Origin of the sequence: Bacteroides gallinarum DSM 18171 = JCM 13658, assembly GCF_000374365.1 — a bacterium.
Lineage (GTDB): Bacteria > Bacteroidota > Bacteroidia > Bacteroidales > Bacteroidaceae > Bacteroides > Bacteroides gallinarum.
In genome coordinates, this window is the sequence record NZ_KB894116.1 from 114,235 (window position 1) to 132,908 (window position 18,674).

General features: G+C 53.5%; 10 protein-coding genes. 5 read left to right on the forward strand and 5 right to left on the reverse strand.

The annotated features are described in order from the left end of the window. Positions 1-114: 114 nt before the first annotated feature. Positions 115-1,590 (forward strand): glycoside hydrolase family 10-like protein, encoded by a 1,476-nt coding sequence (locus C233_RS0102520; protein WP_018665910.1) that lies wholly within the window; start codon positions 115-117, stop codon positions 1,588-1,590. 78 nt (positions 1,591-1,668) lie between these two features. Here C233_RS0102520 and C233_RS0102525 read toward each other — a convergent pair whose 3' ends face one another. Beyond that, positions 1,669-2,850 carry a hypothetical protein gene (locus tag C233_RS0102525; protein ID WP_018665911.1) on the reverse strand — a complete coding sequence of 394 codons (1,182 nt, stop codon included), beginning with the start codon at positions 2,848-2,850 and terminating at the stop codon, positions 1,669-1,671. Between the two features lie 160 nt (positions 2,851-3,010). Here C233_RS0102525 and C233_RS0102530 point away from each other — a divergent pair, with 160 nt between their 5' ends. The 3 genes from C233_RS0102530 to C233_RS0102540 all read left to right on the forward strand — a co-directional run bounded on the left by C233_RS0102530 (position 3,011) and on the right by C233_RS0102540 (position 8,149). After that, entirely contained in the window at positions 3,011-4,189 is a 1,179-nt protein-coding gene (locus tag C233_RS0102530; protein WP_018665912.1) for an ATP-binding protein, read from the forward strand. Between the two features lie 121 nt (positions 4,190-4,310). Next, complete coding sequence (gene nifJ / locus C233_RS0102535; protein ID WP_018665913.1) at positions 4,311-7,868, forward strand: pyruvate:ferredoxin (flavodoxin) oxidoreductase; 3,558 nt, start codon at positions 4,311-4,313, stop codon at positions 7,866-7,868. Between the two features lie 89 nt (positions 7,869-7,957). After that, positions 7,958-8,149 (forward strand): hypothetical protein, encoded by a 192-nt coding sequence (locus C233_RS0102540; protein ID WP_018665914.1) that lies wholly within the window; start codon positions 7,958-7,960, stop codon positions 8,147-8,149. Between the two features lie 227 nt (positions 8,150-8,376). Here the strand turns inward: C233_RS0102540 and C233_RS0102545 are convergent, their stop codons facing one another. From C233_RS0102545 to C233_RS0102560, 4 genes are all read right to left on the reverse strand, one after another. After that, positions 8,377-11,115 carry a substrate-binding domain-containing protein gene (locus C233_RS0102545; RefSeq protein ID WP_018665915.1) on the reverse strand — a complete coding sequence of 913 codons (2,739 nt, stop codon included), beginning with the start codon at positions 11,113-11,115 and terminating at the stop codon, positions 8,377-8,379. Positions 11,116-11,163: 48 nt separating this feature from the next. Then, positions 11,164-12,051 (reverse strand): carbohydrate kinase family protein, encoded by an 888-nt coding sequence (locus C233_RS0102550; protein WP_025068593.1) that lies wholly within the window; start codon positions 12,049-12,051, stop codon positions 11,164-11,166. Positions 12,052-12,206: 155 nt separating this feature from the next. Beyond that, a complete protein-coding gene (locus tag C233_RS0102555; protein WP_018665917.1) occupies positions 12,207-13,376 on the reverse strand; it encodes an MFS transporter in 1,170 nt (389 codons plus the stop codon). Positions 13,377-13,389: 13 nt separating this feature from the next. Then, the gene (locus tag C233_RS0102560; RefSeq protein WP_026314702.1) at positions 13,390-15,246 is read right to left on the reverse strand and encodes a glycoside hydrolase family 32 protein; all 1,857 of its coding nucleotides are present in this window, start codon (positions 15,244-15,246) and stop codon (positions 13,390-13,392) included. Positions 15,247-15,573: 327 nt separating this feature from the next. Here C233_RS0102560 and C233_RS0102565 point away from each other — a divergent pair, with 327 nt between their 5' ends. Further along, positions 15,574-18,654, forward strand: a complete 3,081-nt coding sequence (locus C233_RS0102565; protein WP_018665920.1) for a SusC/RagA family TonB-linked outer membrane protein — start codon at positions 15,574-15,576, stop codon at positions 18,652-18,654. The last annotated feature ends 20 nt before the right edge of the window (positions 18,655-18,674 follow it).

Sequence of the window (18,674 nt, forward strand, 5' to 3'; positions counted from 1 at the left end):
CAACTAAACTACACAAATTTATCAAGTGATTTACTTATCTTCGCCGTGAAATATAACAGAAAAAAGGAGGTAGGCAGGAATTTATTCACCACCTCCCCAACCCATAATGCAATTATGAAAAAATCAAGCTTCATACTACTATTATCCATACTGCTCTTCCCTCCCCTTACCGCCCAGCGCCCCCCGAAATATGAAGTGCGAGCCGCCTGGATTACTGCCGTCTACGGGCTGGACTGGCCTCGTACCCGTACCACCACTCCCGAAGGCATACGCAAGCAGCAGGCTGAACTCGTGGAAATACTGGATAAGCTGAAAGCCGCCAATTTCAATACGGTACTGTTCCAGACACGAACCCGTGGCGACGTACTGTACCAATCGGACATCGAACCCTACAACTCCATTCTGACAGGTAAAACCGGCGGCAATCCCGGTTACGACCCGCTTGCCTTTGCAGTGGCGGAGTGCCATAAACGGGGCATGGAGTGCCACGCCTGGATAGTAACCATTCCCCTGGGTAACCGCAAGCATGTAGCCGCCCTCGGCAAAGCATCGGTCACCAAACGCAAGCCGGCTATCTGCATACCCTACAAGCGCGAATATTTCCTCAACCCCGGACATCCGCAAACCAAAGAGTACCTGATGAGCCTTGTACGCGAGGTAGTGGAGCGATACGATGTAGACGGCGTGCACTTCGACTACCTGCGCTACCCCGAACGCGCCCTGCGCTTTGCCGATAGCTACACCTACAAAAAATACGGCAACGGGCGCGACCTCGCACAATGGCGGCGGGACAACATCACGGAAATCGTCCGCTACCTCTATAAAGGCGTTAAGGCGATAAAACCGTGGGTAAAGGTCAGCACCTGTCCCGTAGGTAAGTACCGCGACACATCCCGCTATCCGTCACGCGGCTGGAACGCCTTCCATACCGTTTGCCAGGACGTGCAAGGTTGGCTGGGCGAAGGCATACAAGACCAGGTTTACCCCATGATGTACTTCCGCGGCAACAACTTCTATCCGTTCGCACTCGACTGGCAGGAGCAAAGCAACGGACGGCAGGTTATCCCCGGACTGGGCATCTACTTCCTCGACCCTGCCGAGGGTAACTGGACGGTAGACGAGATAGAGCGCCAGATAAACTTCGTCCGCACACACGGTATGGCAGGCGAAGGCCACTACCGTGTGAAATACCTTATGGACAATACGCAGGGAATTTACGAAATTCTCGGCGAGAAGTACTACACCGCTCCCGCCCTGCAACCCGCCATACCGTGGATAGACAACGTTCCGCCCACCGCCCCGGCACAGCTCACCGTAGAAAAAGAAGCTACGGGATATTGGAAAATACGCTGGCAGCCCGCCACCGACAACGACAAGCGGAATGCCCCCACCTATGTACTTTACGGTTCCGACACCTACCCCGTAGATACCGCCAACCCGGAAAACATACTGGCACAGCGCATACAAGGAACGGAATACACATACGCCCCCATACTCCCCTGGGACACGCGGAAATACTTTGCCGTTACCGCCATAGACCGCTGCGGCAACGAAAGCGAAGCCTGCAACCAAACCCTGTACCGGGAATAACCGTGCGGGGCATCGCCAATACCAATCCCTCCCACAACGGCACAAGCCCCCCCTCACGGCGGAACGGATAAGAAGATACTACCGGATAAGTACATACGCCCGGTAGAAATTCCTTGCCGTCACCGGTACTAACGGCAGATAGCCGGAAACAACCCGGCCGTTTTCCACAACCAGCGGATAATCCCGCATATCCTGCCCGTGCCGTGCACGCAACGCCTCGTTGATAGGAAAATACTCGATACAGAACCGCCCCGTACTACCGGAAGCAACGAAGTTATCGTAAAACAAACGTGCCACGACTCCCATATTCATGCGCATATTTATCTCCACACAAGGGTGGACGGCATATTCCTCCACCCCCTCCCGCCGGCAAATCATCATATCAACGCCTAAATAACCGGTATAGATGCCACCGTAGATTGCAGCCAGCTCCGTACGGAGAGACGCCCGTATACGCATCAGCACATCGAGGGGGATATAGCGTGCGATAACAGCTTCTATCTGCCCGTCGGAAGCCAGCAGATTGCCCGCATACGCCCCGTGCTCATTGGTGGAAAACAGGGAATAACCCGCAAAATGCACCTCGCCCTGCCCGTCGGAGTAAAATTCGAGGGCGAAATCTTCCACCTTATTATATATAAGCTCCGCCGTAAGGCAGCCCTGCTCTCTCAGGACACGCCCGCACCAGCGGGACACCGGTTCCGTAAATCCGTGCAGACACCAGTTCAACCCCTTGCCGCTACCCGACCAGGGCGTCTTGAGCAGGCATACGTGCATCGCATCCACTATCCGCCCGCAATCTGCCACATTGTCTATGAGGTAATGCTCGCCACAGGTGTACCGGGGATAACAATTCCTTATACGCCGTGTTACCTCCACAGCCCGGAGGCGGGAGGAGAGCGGGCGGTACGCAGCGAGAAGCCGGGGGGCAGGAAGCCGGCTTTCACATATGCCGCCCCTCAGTAAATAACTGCGGACGGCAGGGTTCCACCCCCAGGGCAGTACCTCCGCCCCGGCATAATCCGGCAGTTCGGGTTCGGTAGCCAGCACCGCCTGCAACGGAAAGAGCTCACGCATCTGTCGCAGGAAGTCCGCATTGTAGGCGGAAGGCGCCAGCACCGCACTGTCCGCACCGGCATACCATACCGGCAGCAAGGCCAAATCCTGCGCCATACGGCGGGCGGAAGCCGGGGCTATGTAGTTGGTTCCGTTATCGGCAAGCGCAAGGTCGGAGTCGGGATTGAAAAAGTACAGTCTCATCGGTTATAGTTCCTGATTATTCGTCACTGCAAACTTACGGAGAAAAAGAACAGCATACAAATATATAAAACTTAACTATGAAAAAGATATTTTGCTATCTCTACTTTGCAAATCTATAAAAAAGCTGTATATTTGTCGCCCGATAAACCGAATTTAAAGCATGGAAGCATTTTACCGAACACACGCTTATCTGGTAGAGCATACAAATGCCCCCGTTCGCCGCGACCTCATGGACGAGATAGACTGGAACGACCGTCTTATCGGCATCAAAGGTACGCGGGGCGTAGGTAAGACCACATTCCTGCTGCAATATGCCAAAGAAAAATTCGGAACCGACCGTTCCTGTCTCTTTATCAACATGAACAACTTCTACTTCTCCGGCCACAGCATCGTGGACTTCGCCTACGAATTCCAGCGCCGCGGCGGAAAAGTATTACTGATAGACCAGGTATTCAAGCATCCGGACTGGAGCAAAGAGCTGCGTCTGTGCTACGACCGTTTTCCCAACCTGAAGATTGTATTCACCGGCTCGTCCGTGATGCGCCTGAAAGAGGAGAACCTGGAACTGCGGGACATCGTAAAAAGCTACAACCTGCGCGGCTTCTCTTTTCGCGAGTACCTGAACCTGCAAACCGGCATGAAATTCCATGCCTACTCCCTGGAGGAGCTCCTGAGCAACCACGAGCAGATAGCCAAAGGCATCCTGTCGAAAGTGCATCCGCTGGACTATTTCCAGGACTATATGCACCACGGCTTCTACCCGTTCTTCCTCGAGAAACGCAATTTCTCGGAGAACCTGCTGAAAACGATGAACATGATGGTAGAGGTAGATATCCTATTAATCAAACAAATAGAACTGAAATATCTGTCCAAGATAAAAAAATTACTATATTTGTTGGCGGTGGACGGGCCGAAAGCTCCCAATGTGAGCCAGCTTGCCAACGACATACAGACATCCAGAGCCACGGTGATGAACTACATCAAGTACCTGGCAGATGCGCGCCTTATCAACATGGTGTACCCCAAAGGAGAAGAATTCCCCAAGAAACCTTCGAAGATAATGATGCACAACTCCAACCTGATGTACTCCATTTATCCCGTAAAGGTGGAAGAACAGGACGTACTGGAAACATTCTTCGTAAACACCATGTGGAAAGACCATAAGGTAAACAGAGGCGACAAGAACATCTCGTTCATGGTAGACGAAGTGATGCCCTTCAAGATTTGCCAGGAAGGGATGAGGATTAAAAACAACCCGGGCGTGACATATGCGCTGCATAAGGCAGAGATAGGCCGGGGCAACCAGATACCGCTCTGGCTGTTCGGGTTCCTGTATTGAGCCAGCAGACAAAAGGAAAGGAAAAGAAGAATGATTCCCGAACCCGCACTTATGTCCGTATGACTAAAATAGGATATAACATAGAGAAAGAGATTTTTTTACTTAATAAATTCATTTAGTTATGACTAAACAGAAGAAATTCATTACTTGTGATGGTAACCAGGCTGCTGCACATATCTCGTATATGTTCTCCGAAGTAGCAGCTATCTATCCTATCACTCCCTCTTCTACGATGGCTGAATACGTAGACGAATGGGCTGCCGCAGGTCGCAAAAACATCTTCGGCGAAACAGTATTGGTACAGGAAATGCAATCCGAAGGCGGTGCTGCCGGCGCCGTTCACGGCTCCCTGCAAGCTGGTGCGCTTACTACTACGTACACCGCTTCACAAGGTCTGTTGCTGATGATACCGAACATGTACAAGATTGCCGGTGAGTTCCTGCCTTGCGTGTTCCACGTATCCGCACGTACCCTGGCAAGCCATGCACTGTGTATCTTCGGCGACCACCAGGACGTAATGTCCGCACGCCAGACAGGTTTCGCCATGCTTGCCGAAGGCTCCGTACAGGAAGTCATGGACCTGGCAGGCGTCGCCCACCTTTCCACTATCAAGAGCCGCGTGCCCTTCATCAACTTCTTCGACGGTTTCCGTACATCCCACGAAATCCAGAAGATTGAAATGCTGGAAAACGAAGACCTCGCTCCGCTTATCGACCAGAAAGCATTGGCAGAATTCCGTGCACGTGCACTGAACCCGATGAACCCGGTTGCCCGCGGTATGGCCGAGAACCCCGACCACTTCTTCCAGCACCGCGAATCCTGCAACAACTACTACGACGCAGTTCCCGCTATCGTCGAAGAGTACATGAATGAAATTTCCAAGATTACAGGCCGTAAGTACGGTTTGTTCGATTACTACGGTGCGGAAGACGCCGAACGCGTAATCATCGCTATGGGTTCCGTAACGGAAGCTGCCCGTGAAGCTATCGACCACCTCGTTGCCAACGGCGAAAAGGTAGGTCTGGTTGCCGTTCACCTGTACCGTCCGTTCTCTGCCAAGCATTTCCTTGCCGCTGTTCCCAAGACAGCCAAGAAGATTGCCGTACTCGACCGTACGAAAGAACCGGGTGCTAACGGCGAGCCGTTGTACCTCGATGTAAAAGACTGCTTCTACGGTGCAGAAAACGCTCCGGTTATCGTAGGCGGCCGTTACGGTCTGGGTTCTAAGGACACCACTCCGGCACAAATCATCGCAGTATTCAAGAACCTGGCTATGCCGATGCCGAAGAACCACTTCACTATCGGTATCGTGGACGACGTAACCTTCACCTCTCTCCCGCAAGAAGAAGAAATCGCATTGGGCGGCGAAGGCATGTTCGAAGCCAAATTCTACGGTCTTGGAGCCGACGGTACGGTAGGCGCCAACAAGAACTCCGTAAAGATTATCGGCGACAACACCGACAAACACTGCCAGGCTTACTTCTCTTACGACTCCAAGAAATCAGGCGGTTTCACCTGCTCCCACCTGCGCTTCGGCGATACGCCTATCCGCTCTACCTATCTGGTAAACACCCCGAACTTCGTGGCTTGCCACGTTCAGGCCTACCTGCATATGTACGACGTAACCCGCGGTCTGCGCAAGAACGGCTCATTCCTGCTGAACACTATCTGGGAAGGCGAGGAACTGGCTAAGAACCTGCCCAACAGAGTAAAGAAATATTTTGCACAGAACAACATCTCCGTATACTACATCAACGCCACCCAGATTGCACAGGAAATCGGCTTGGGCAACCGTACCAACACGATTCTCCAATCCGCATTCTTCCGCATCACGGGCGTAATCCCCGTAGAGCAGGCTGTAGAGCAGATGAAGAAATTCATCGTTAAGTCTTACGGCAAGAAAGGTGAAGACGTAGTGAACAAGAACTATGCTGCCGTAGACCGTGGCGGTGAATACAAACAGCTCGCCGTAGACCCGGCTTGGGCTAACCTCGCTGATGACGCCAAAGCAGAGAACAACGACCCAGCCTTCATCAACGAAGTGGTTCGTCCTATCAACGCACAGGACGGCGACCTGCTGAAAGTATCCGCATTCAAAGGTATCGAAGACGGTACTTGGGAACAAGGTACGGCTAAGTACGAAAAACGCGGTGTAGCAGCTTTCGTTCCCGAATGGAACCCCGAAAACTGTATCCAGTGCAACAAGTGCGCCTACGTTTGTCCTCACGCTTCTATCCGTCCGTTCGTGCTCGACGCCGAAGAACAGAAAGGCGCTGAATTCGCCCAATTGAAAGCCGTAGGCAAAGTATTCGACGGCATGACATTCCGCATGCAGGTAGACGTCCTCGACTGTCTGGGCTGCGGCAACTGCGTGGATGTTTGTCCGGGCAACCCGAAGAAAGGCGGCAAAGCTCTTGCCATGAAACACCTCGAAAGCCAACTGTCGGAAGCAGCCAACTGGACATACTGCGTAGAGAACGTGAAGAGCAAACAACACCTGGTAGACATCAAGGCCAACGTCAAGAACTCACAGTTCGCCACTCCGTTGTTCGAGTTCTCCGGCGCTTGCTCCGGCTGCGGCGAAACTCCGTATGTAAAACTGATTTCCCAGTTGTTCGGCGACCGCGAAATGGTAGCCAACGCTACCGGATGTTCTTCTATCTACTCCGGTTCCGTACCCTCCACTCCTTATACCAAGAACGAAAAGGGACACGGTCCTGCATGGGCTAACTCATTGTTCGAGGACTTCTGCGAATTCGGTCTGGGTATGGAACTCGCCAACGAAAAGATGCGTGCACGTATCGTAAAGGCAATGGAAGAAGCTATCGCAGCAGAAGCCACTCCAGCAGAATACAAGGAAGTATTCCAGGCTTGGATAGACAATATGTACGATGCAGACAAGACCAAGGAACTGGCAGAGAAAATCATTCCTATGGTAGAAGCCGCCAAAGACAAGTGCGACAACTGCAAGACTATCGCCGGCCTGTCCCAATACCTGGTTAAACGCAGCCAGTGGATTATCGGTGGCGACGGTGCTTCCTACGACATCGGCTACGGCGGTTTAGACCACGTAATCGCCAGCGGCAAGGACGTCAATATCCTCGTTCTGGATACCGAAGTTTACTCCAACACGGGCGGCCAGTCGTCCAAAGCTACTCCGGTGGGCGCTATCGCCAAGTTCGCCGCTGCCGGCAAGCGCGTGCGCAAGAAAGACCTCGGTTTAATGGCTACTACTTACGGCTACGTATATGTTGCCCAAATCGCTATGGGAGCCGACCAAGCCCAGACCTTGAAGGCTATCCGCGAGGCAGAAGCATATCCCGGTCCGTCGCTCATCATCGCTTACGCTCCGTGTATCAACCACGGCTTGAAGGCAGGTATGGGTAAGAGCCAGGCAGAAGAAGAAAAGGCCGTTAAGTGCGGTTACTGGCACTTGTGGCGTTACAACCCGGCTCTGGAAGCAGAAGGCAAGAACCCGTTCACGCTGGATAGCAAAGAACCGGATTGGACAGGCTTCCAAGACTTCCTGAAGGGCGAAGTCCGTTACGCCTCCGTAATGAAGCAATACCCGCAGGAAGCCGACGAACTGTTCAAGGCTGCCGAAGAAAACGCTAAATGGCGTTACAATAGCTACAAGCGTCTGTCCAAAGAAAACTGGGGCGCTGAAGTTGCCGAATAATTTCAGATACCTGAGATAATACATTAAAATAGAGACTGCTCCGTGAACCGGATGCAGTCTCTATTTGTTTACAGGGAAAAGAAAATATCATGATTGGATTTATTATTTGGATAATCGGCGTCATTTTGACAATCAGGGCGGCAATGGAAATGTGGCAATGGAGAGGCATCGCCACCGAAAAGAAGTTGATAGCAATCATACTCGTGATACTGACCAGTTGGATTGGTCTTGCCGTATACTACTTCTGGGGCAGGGACAACTTACCCCAAATGCTGAAATAGAAGCCTGCTTAGATTGCACAGATTGACACAGATTTTAATTTTTCAGACAAAAGAACAGGTATTCGGACAGAAGAACAAAAAGACAAAAGAGAAATATATTCTTTTGTTCTTATGTCTAACCACCCCCATATCACCTGCCAAGAAATTAAAAATCTGTGTCAATCTGTATAATCCGTGGTGGAAAAGAGTTCTAATATACCTCCCTTCTCATCTCGGCAGGATATACGCTACCCCTTACGTTTCAAGAAATCCGTAGGACTCTCGCCGAACTGTTCCTTATAGCATTTCGTAAAATAAGAAGGCGACGAGAAACCCACCTCATAGGCAACCTCGGCAACCGTCATATCGGAAGAAGCGAGCAAGGAAGCCGCCTTCTTCAGACGCATCTGGCGCAACAGCTCGTTGGGCGAATAGTTAGTGAGCGATTTCAGCTTACGGTAAAGCTGTACGCGGCTCATCCCCATATCATGCCCCAAATCCTCGACATTCAGTTCCGGTTCCTTCATCTTCTCGCCCACCAGGGACTTGAAGCGGGTTACGAAATCCTTATCGAGGTCGCTGATAGGCGCCTTCTCAATGGACTGGCTGTCGCCGAAGAACTGCCTCAACTGCCGGTGGTTGGCAATAAGATTCCTGATGCGCGACAACAGCAGTTGCGAGCTGAAAGGCTTGGAAATATACGAGTCCGCACCACCGTCGTATCCTTGTATACGCTGCTCGTCGAGCGAGCAGGCGGTGAGCAACACCACCGGGATATGACACGTCTGCAACTCCCCCTTCAAGCGGCGGCAACACTCCACGCCGTCCATACCGGGCATCATGACATCGGAAATGACGACATCCGGCACATATTTCATGGCAAGGCGGATGCCCGCCGCCCCATCCGCCGCATCCAGCACACGGTACTCCCTGGACAACAACGCCTTTATATAATTGCGTATGTCGGCATTATCGTCGATAACGAGCACCGTAGGACAGTCCTCCTCCGCAGCACCGCCTTCCGCCGGAATCTCCGCATCCACCAGCGTGGACGCAATCTCTTTTTCGCCGGCAGGCAAGGCAATCGCGGCAGGACGACACTGCGACACATCCTGTTTCGGGAAAATAACGGTAAAAGTAGTCCCCTTCTCGTTGCTGTGCGCCATGATATTGCCCCCGTGCATCTCTACGAAAGCCCGCACCAGCGCAAGCCCGATGCCCGTGCCCGCCTGATGCCCGCCTACCTGGTAGAAACGCTCGAAGATAGCCTCGACATCGGTGGTGGAAATATAACTGCCCGAGTTGAATACCGACAGGCGGAAATGCCGGTCTTCCGCCTCGAGGCGTACCACAATCTTCCCGTTCTCCTGCGTGTACTTCACCGCATTGGAAAGAAGGTTGAAGTAGATACGCTCCATTTTCTCCGCATCCGCCAGCATGCGGTAATCCGCACCGGGAGCGGGTTCGAAGCTGAAAGCGATATGTTTCTTCAACAGCGCCACGCGGAACGAATCGTTCCACCCCCCGAAACTCTCCAACAGGTCGAACGGCTCGAGATGTAGCTCCATGCGTCCGTTCTCCACCTTACGGAAGTCGAGAATCTGGTTGACAAGGCGCAGGAGGATATGCACGTTTTTCTTCATCAGCTCCAGCAACTGGTGCGACGGTTCGCTGATAGAAGGGTCGGCAAGAAGCTGCTCCACCGGGTCGGCAATCAAGGTCAGCGGCGTACGGAAGTCGTGCGACACGTTGGTAAAGAACACCAGCTTGGCATGAGTGGCCGCCTCCAACTCGCGCGACAACCGTTCCAACTGCTCCTTCTGCTGCTCCAACTGGTCTTTCTGCTGTTCCAGTTGCTCCTTCCGACGGGAAAGCTCCCGGTTCAGCCGGTTCTTGGCACGCAAGGAGAGGTAAACGGCAACCAACAGCCCCACCAGCAGCAACAACACCAGCAAACTGCCATACAAGATAACCTGCTGCGTGGCATAACGCGCCAGGTACTGGTTGATTTTCCCATTCAAGGTCTCAATCTTTTCGTCGAGCGTACTGATGTGGGCGGTCTGCATCTTCATGATAAGCGCATTGTCGCGGTCTACCACCGAAGTATTCAAGATTGTTTCGCGGGGAAAGCCGCGCCCAAGCAGAATATCCATTGCTATCTGCATTACACGGTCGCCCCCCGTAGGATAGATAAAAGTGGCATCCAGCTCGCCCGAGAGCACCTGCTCCACCCCGTAACCTTCGCCGGGAATAGCATCCGTGCCCACGAAACGCATCTCCTTCGCCCTGTGCCGGCGCATGGCGGCTGCATAAGCGCCGGCGGCCATGCGGTCGTTCTGGGCATATACCACATCTATCTGCGGAAAGCGGCCGAGCAACGTATCCATTCTCTCCTCCGCCCGCAAGCGCAGCCATGCCCCGTCCTCCTTCGCCAGCAGGCGGATGTCCGGATAGGCGGATATGACACTCATAAACCCCTCGTGGCGGTCTATGGCGGGGGTAGAGCCTGCCAGCCCGGCTATCTCCACCACCGTACCCTTGCCACGGAGCATATTGGCTACGTACCTGCCCACCGCCTTGCCTATCTCGTAGTTGTCCGCACCCACGTAGGCGGTATATTTATCGGAAAGAATCCGGCGGTCTACCACGATAACGGGAATACCCCGGTCGTAGGCCTCTTCTACCACCGGGGTTATCGGTTCGGCTTCGTTAGGGGCGACAATTAGCAAATCCACCCCCTCACTTATAAAATGCCGGATATCCTCCGCCTGCCGTTCGTTGTCGTCCTTCACCGTGCGTATCTCCACCTCTACGCCGTCGTAGAAAAGAGCCTCGCGCAGCATCTCGCTGTTCATCTGGTGGCGCCACTCATCGTCGCTACATTGTGACACGCCGATGCGGAAACGCACTTCGCGCCGGGAACAGGAGGTCATTACGCCACCGGCCACCCACAGGCCGAGCAGCAACAGAAACAAATACCGTCTCATCTTCTTTCGCTGGTTTAAGTGATTGCAGATGAGCAAAGATAAGAAAAATTATATTCTGTCTTTCAATATCTGCGGTAATTCCGGCATCGCCCCGCTCTGCGTGCACACATATGCGGATACCTCCACCGCCAGTTTATGAGCCTCCTGTACGGACTTGCCGCTGAGGACGGCGGCGGTAAAGGCGGCGGTAAACGAGTCGCCCGCCCCCACCGTATCGGCAACGGGCACGCGCGGCGTTTCCTGGAACGACACCACGCCCGGCGTAAACACATAACTGCCGTTCGTGCCGCAAGTAAGGATAAGCATCTTCAGGTTGTACTTGGCAAGCAGAATCCAGCACTTGTCTTGCAGGTCGATGCCCGGATAGCCGAAGATACGGCTGATTGTAACCAGCTCCTCATCGTTGATTTTAAGCACATTGCAACGGCGCATGGAGTCGCAGAGTATCTCTTTCGTATAAAAGCCCTGGCGCAGGTTGATGTCGAATATCTTCAACTGCTCCGCCCCGTCACCGGGCATGGTATCGAGAAAACGGTTTATCGTAATGCGGCTGGCCTCATTGCGCTGCGCCAGCGAGCCGAAGCATACGGCGCGCGTGTTCAGCGCCAGGCGTTTCAGCTCGTCCGTAAAAGGTATATTGTCCCAGGCAACCCCCTCCTTTATCTCGTAACAGGGCACGCCTACCGCATCGAGCGTTACCTGCACCGTACCCGTAGGGTAAGGCACGCGTTCAATCTGCGTGCGCAAGCCTTTCTGTGCAAAGACCTCCAGTATTTCGTCGCCGTCGGCATCGGCGCCTACCGCGCTGACTACACGGCTGTCGAAGCCGAATTGCGACACATGATAGGCAAAGTTTGCCGGAGCGCCGCCTATTTTCTTTCCTTCGGGCAGGCAATCCCAAAGCGCCTCACCCATTCCTACTACAATCTGATTCATGGTAATTATAATTTATAAATTGACATTTTTATCACCTGCATTTCCAGGTAAGGGCGGTTGGGTCGTATAGTGAACCCTATTCAGTCGTATACTGAACCTATCTCAGTCGTATACTGAATTACCCCCTCCCGGAAGCTATTGCAGAGCCGTTTTTATCAGTAACCTCTCCTGATTTTCGTTGTATAGAAAAATAAGTACAGCACTCCCACCGTCATCACTGCCACCGCACCGCTTTGGCCTACGGCATCGCTTGCTACGCCCATAGCGAGCGGGAATATCGTGCCGCCGAACAGTCCCATAATCATCAGCCCGCTGACCTCGTTCTTCTTTTGCGGCATAGCCAGCAACGCTTGCGAGAAGATAATCGGGAAGATATTCGAGTTGCCGAAACCAATCAGGGCGATACATACGTATATCATCGTCATTTCATGGAAAACAAACAGCCCTGCCATTGCCACCAACATACACAACACGCTGATTCCGAAGAAAGTTCGCGCCGACAACTTTTGCAGGATGAAGGCCCCCAGGAAACAGCCCGCCGTACGGAATATGAAATAAAGGCTGGTAGCAAACCCCGCATCGGAGAGCGACATGCCCAGGCGCTCTATCAATATCTTGGGCGCAGTAGTGTTCGTACCTACATCGATACCCACATGGCACATAATGCCCAGGAAACAGAGCAGTATGAACGGCTTCCCCAGCAAGGCGAGGCATTCGCCGAAAGTAGAGGGGCGGCCTTCTTCCTTCTCTTCACGAATGGATGTAGTGCCCAGCCACAGAATGGCGATAACCGCTATCACCATATAAATGGGGAACAGCACCCTCCAGCCCATGCCCAGCGAGGGTATCGCCTGCGTAGCGCCCCACATGGCGATATAAGGGGCGAGGAACGAAGCGATTGCCTTTACGAACTGCCCGAAAGTAAGTGAGCTTGCCAGCCGCTCGCCGCTTACCACATTGGAGAGCAGCGGATTGAGCGATGTCTGCATCAGCGCATTGCCGATGCCCAATAGCGAGAACGAAATCAGCATCAGCGCATACCCGTCTCCGAAAACCGGCAGCAGCAGGGATGCAAAAGTCACCGCCAGGCTGAGAAGCACCGTTTTCTTGCGTCCGATGCGGCTCATCAGCATACCCGTAGGCACGGAGAAGATAAGGAACCAGAAGAATACAAGGGAGGGGAATATGTTTGCCTGGGAGTCTGTCAGGTTCAAATCGGCCTTTACATAGTTGGAAGCGATGCCCACAAGGTCTACGAATCCCATGGCGAAGAAGCAAAGCATCATGGGAAGCAGCTTTGCAAGCGAATTATTTTTATTGTTCATAAGATACCGGAATTTAGTTGTTTGGTTTTAAAGGATTTACAGTAAGGCGGTTTACTTTGCAACGCCCCTTGTCTACGGCAATGGAAATGGTGGTGTAAGGCTGCTGCGGGAACACGAGGTTGGTCATGGCAAAGCGTCCGGCGCCCTCGAAAGCCTCGATACTGCAACGGTCTACGAACAGGCGCAGGTGTTGCCGGGCTTCTGCCGGGCAGGGAGCTACGGTTACGGCGGGGAAATCCTTATTGAAGTCGGTAAGCCCGCTTGCAGTACGGTCTATGCTGAATGTGGAGTTGTCCAGGTCGTAAGTCATTACAGCCTGCTCGCCTTTGTCGTTGGAGAGGGTGATGTACACCTTGCCTGCCGAGCGGGGAACCAGTTCGAGGTCAATCTCGCAAATGCCGCTGTTACCGGCAGGCAGTTTCCGGGATACCTTCTTCGTGCCGGCGGAGAAAGAGCCGTACTTCAGCGCCTTACCCGTACGCAGTGCATCGACTTCCGGCGCAGGGGTCACCGCCAGGTATAGTTCGCCGTCGCCGCCCTCGTACAGTTCGATGTCGCGCGGCAATGTGTTGGCGCTACGGAACTGCTTGGTGGGCACGTTGTTGGCATACTGCCAGTTGCTCATCCAGGCAATCACGGTGTGCCGCTTCTCGGGCGCATTGCTCCAGGACACGGCTGCATAATGGTCTTTGCCGTAGTCCATCCACTTGGTTACCTGAGGGGCGGTGTCGCAGGTAAAGGTTTTCCCGTCGAAGTCGCCCACGAAATACTGTGCCGCACTGCCGCCGAAAGGTCCGCCGGGATTGATGTTACAAATCAGCACCCACTTCGTGCGGTCTGTGCCGCGTACGGGCAGCTCCATAAGGTCGGGACACTCCCATACGCCGTCCTGTGCGCCGTAGCCGTGGCCGAAGCTGCTCTCCTTCGTCCAGTTCTTCAGGTCGGGAGAGGAATATATCCACATCTCTTTTTCCAACGCAGCCGCCAGGATAAGAATCCACTTGCCGCTCTTTTCGTGCCAGAACATATTGGGGTCGCGGCACTCCTTATCGGCAGTGATGATAGGGTTGTTTTCGTACACATGGAATGTCATTCCGTTATCCAGGCTGTATGCCAGGCTTTGCATCTGGCTGGCGCCCGCCGAGGTGTAAATGGCAACCACGGCGCCTTTACCGAAGCCTGCCGTATTGTCCTTATCCACCACGCTGCTGCCGCTGAACACTGTGCCCAGCCCGTTGGGGCGTATCGCCACCGGATGATGCTCCCAGTTTACCAGGTCTTTGCTGGAGGAGTGCCCCCAGTTCATATTGCCCCACATGGAGCCGTAGGGGTTCCACTGGTAGTACAGGTGGTATTCGCCGTCTTTGTAGAACATGCCGTTGGGGTCGTTCATCCAGCCGTAAAGGGGAGAGTGGTGGAAAAGGGGGCGGAATGACTCGCGGTTGGTATCGTCGAAGGTATCGGACAACCGCAGTTCTTTCCAGCAGGCGTCTGCCATGGCGTCGCGTACATTGGTGCGGCTGTTGCCGGTATGGATGTCGAAGGTTACCGCCTTGCCCCGGTACTGCTCCAGAGCGAAGGGTACGAGGTAATCTGTCCGGTTAACTGCCAGGCGTACCTGGAAAGTCTGGTCGGTCTTGTTGTTCACCAATACGTTAACGGTGGCTTCGGGGGCTGCCTCCTCTACCGGTAGCAGGAGGTACTTCTGCGGTTCACGCACTTGCACCAGGCTGTGGTTTGCACCCAGATAATGGATTTTCAATCCGGTGGACTGCGCCGCGCAAATACCGATATTCATTAGTATAATAAGAAAAGCCGCTATTGTCTTTCCGTAAAAAGGAAGAAAGGTTCCATGAGAGTAATGCTTCATTTTCTAAATCGGGTATTAAATTTAATGTTTAACTTTACGAACTCGCTCGATGCTCGGGAAAGCACATTGCAAAGAAAAGGAATAAAAGCGAAAGGGGCTAACACAAATGTTACAAATGCTGCCAAAATTGATACCGGGGCATGCCTGGGGGCAGTCCAATCCTATCCCATGAAACAAATTTTGCAGCATTCGTATCATTTGTGCCAGTCTGTTTCGATACAATCCATTTACTTTGCGATATCAAAACATGGTCGGGAAAGCTGTTTTGAGAATTCGGAAAACAATTTGTTAACAGTAAATTTATAATGTATGAGAAAACTTAGCATTATGATGTTCCTTATCGGACTGTGCAGTTTTGTCTGTGCACAGGACATCCGTATAAAAGGAACAGTAAAGTATGCCGCCGACGGAGAGCCCATTATCGGCGCCTCGGTCGTCGAGGAAGGCAACAAAACCAACGGTACGATAACCGACTTCAACGGGGAATTCTCCCTGACCGTTAAGTCCGGTGCGGAAATCACCGTATCTTATATCGGTTTCAAATCGCAAACCTTGAAAGCCAAAGGCACGCTGAACATCCTGCTGGAAGAAGATGCCGAGATGTTGCAGGAGGTAGTGGTTACGGGCTATACCACACAGCGCAAGGCCGACCTTACCGGTTCTATCTCCGTAGTGAGCATAGACGAGATAGCCAAGCAGAACGAGAATAACCCGATGAAAGCCCTGCAAGGACGCGTACCGGGCATGAACATCACCGCCGACGGTAATCCCAGCGGCAGCACTACTATCCGCATCCGCGGTATCGGCACGCTGAACAACAACGACCCGCTTTACATCATCGACGGCGTGCCCACCAAAGGCGGCATGCACGAGCTGAACGGAAACGACATCGAGTCTATCCAGGTATTGAAGGATGCCGCTTCGGCTTCTATCTACGGCTCGCGCGCGGCCAACGGCGTCATTATCGTCACCACCAAGAAAGGAAAAGAGGGACAGTTGAAAATCAACTTCGACGCTTCCGTCTCCGCCTCCATGTACACCAACAAAATGGAGGTGCTCAATGCCGAGGAGTACGGCCGCGCCATGTGGCAGGCGTACGTTAACGAGGGGCAAGACTCCAACACGAACGGACTCGGATACAAGTACGACTGGGGCTACGATGCCGGCGGGTATCCGCAACTGAACGGCATCAGCATGTCCAAGTACCTGGATTCCGCCAATACGACGCCGGCAGCCGATACGGACTGGTTCGACGAGACGACCCGTACGGGCGTCGTGCAGCAATACAACGTATCGGTAAGCAACGGTTCCGAGAAAGGCTCGTCTTTCTTCTCCCTGGGGTATTACAAGAACCTGGGTATCATCAAGACCACCGACTTCGAGCGTATCTCCGCCCGTATGAACTCCGACTATAACCTGATAGGCAAGTTTCTTACCATAGGGCAGCACTTCACCGTAAACCGTACCTCGGAGGTGCAGGCGCCGGACGGCTTCTTGCAGAACGTGCTGCAATTCAACCCGTCGCTGCCCGTATATACCACCGAGGGCAAGTATGCAGGTCCGGTAGGGGGCTATCCCGACCGCGAAAACCCGGTAGCACGCCTGGAGCGCAATGCGGACAACCGCTATACGTACTGGCGTATGTTCGGCGATGCTTACGTAAACCTGAATCCGCTGAAGGGGCTCAACCTGCGCTCTACTTTCGGTATCGACTACTCGCAGAAGCAACAGCGGGTGTTTACCTACCCCGTTACCGAGGGCAATGTAGCCAACGACAAGAATGCGGTGGAGGCCAAGCAGGAACACTGGACCAAATGGATGTGGAATGCCATTGCTACCTATAACCTGGAGATAGGCAAGCACCGCGGCGACGTCATGGCGGGCATGGAGCTGAACCGCGAGGACGATGTGCACTTCTCCGGTTACAAGGAGGATTTCTCTATCCTTACCCCCGACTTCATGTGGCCGGATGCCGGAGCGGGCACGGCGCAGGCTTACGGCACGGGCGAGGGTTATTCGCTGGTTTCGTTCTTCGGCAAGCTGAACTATACGTACGATGAAAAGTACCTGCTTTCGCTCACGGTACGCCGCGACGGTTCCTCGCGCTTCGGCAAGAACAACCGTTATGCCACTTTCCCCTCCGTTTCCGCCGGTTGGCGCATCAGCCAAGAGAATTTCATGAAGGAAGCCCGCTGGCTGGACGACCTGAAGCTCCGCGCCTCGTGGGGACAGACCGGTAACCAGGAGATTTCGAACATATCGCGCTATACAATCTACGTGCCCAACTACGGGGTTACGGAATCGGGCGGCCAGAGCTACGGTACTTCCTACGACATTGCCGGAACCAACGGCGGCAGCATCCTGCAATCCGGCTTCAAGCGCAACCAGATAGGCAACGACGACATCAAATGGGAAACGACCACGCAAACCAACGTCGGACTCGACTTCTCGCTGTTCGGCCAATCCCTGTACGGCTCGTTCGACTGGTATTACAAGAAAACCACCGACATCCTACTGGAAATGGCAGGCATCGCCGCCATGGGTGAAGGCAGCAAGCAGTGGATTAACGCCGGCGAAATGGAGAACAAGGGTTTCGAGCTGAACCTCGGCTACCGCAATACTACCAGGTTCGGGTTGAAGTACGACATCAACGCCAACTTATCCGCCTACCGCAATAAAATCACCGCACTGCCCGCCACGGTAGCTGCCAACGGCACGTTCGGCGGTAACGGCGTGGAGAGTGTGATAGGTCACCCCAACGGGGCGCAGGTGGGCTACGTGGCCGACGGCATTTTCAAGTCCCAGGAGGAGATAGACAACCATGCCACCCAGGAAGGGGCAGACCTGGGGCGTATCCGCTGGCGCGACCTGGACAATAACGGGGTTATCAACGAGAAAGACCAGCAATGGATTTACGACCCTACCCCGGCTTTCAGCTATGGCTTGAACATCTACCTCGAATACAAGGATTTCGACCTCACCATGTTCTGGCAAGGCGTGCAGGGTGTGGATGTAATCAGCGACCTGAAAAAAGAAACCGACTTGTGGAGCGGGCTGAACATCGGCTTCCTGAACAAGGGGAAACGGGTGCTCGACGCCTGGTCGCCCACCAATCCGGGTTCCGACATCCCGGCGCTGTCGCGCAGCGACAACAATAACGAGAAGCGGGTATCCACTTACTTCGTGGAGAACGGCTCGTTCCTGAAACTGCGCAACATACAACTGGGCTACAACGTACCGAAGACTTTCGCACAGAAAATGAAAATGGAACGTCTGCGCCTCTACCTGAGCGCACAGAACCTGTTTACAATAAAAAGTAAGGAGTTCACCGGGGTAGACCCGGAGAATGCCAACTACGGCTATCCTATTCCGATGAACCTGACCTTCGGCATCAACGTAAGCTTTTAACCAGAACATAAAAATGAAAA

Coding starts and splice junctions, on each gene's coding strand:
- C233_RS0102520 (WP_018665910.1), top strand. CDS start 115: ATGAAAAAATCAAGCTTCATACTACTATTATCCATACTGCTCTTCCCT.
- C233_RS0102525 (WP_018665911.1), bottom strand. CDS start 2,850: ATGAGACTGTACTTTTTCAATCCCGACTCCGACCTTGCGCTTGCCGAT.
- C233_RS0102530 (WP_018665912.1), top strand. CDS start 3,011: ATGGAAGCATTTTACCGAACACACGCTTATCTGGTAGAGCATACAAAT.
- nifJ (WP_018665913.1), top strand. CDS start 4,311: ATGACTAAACAGAAGAAATTCATTACTTGTGATGGTAACCAGGCTGCT.
- C233_RS0102540 (WP_018665914.1), top strand. CDS start 7,958: ATGATTGGATTTATTATTTGGATAATCGGCGTCATTTTGACAATCAGG.
- C233_RS0102545 (WP_018665915.1), bottom strand. CDS start 11,115: ATGAGACGGTATTTGTTTCTGTTGCTGCTCGGCCTGTGGGTGGCCGGT.
- C233_RS0102550 (WP_025068593.1), bottom strand. CDS start 12,051: ATGAATCAGATTGTAGTAGGAATGGGTGAGGCGCTTTGGGATTGCCTG.
- C233_RS0102555 (WP_018665917.1), bottom strand. CDS start 13,376: ATGAACAATAAAAATAATTCGCTTGCAAAGCTGCTTCCCATGATGCTT.
- C233_RS0102560 (WP_026314702.1), bottom strand. CDS start 15,246: ATGAAGCATTACTCTCATGGAACCTTTCTTCCTTTTTACGGAAAGACA.
- C233_RS0102565 (WP_018665920.1), top strand. CDS start 15,574: ATGATGTTCCTTATCGGACTGTGCAGTTTTGTCTGTGCACAGGACATC.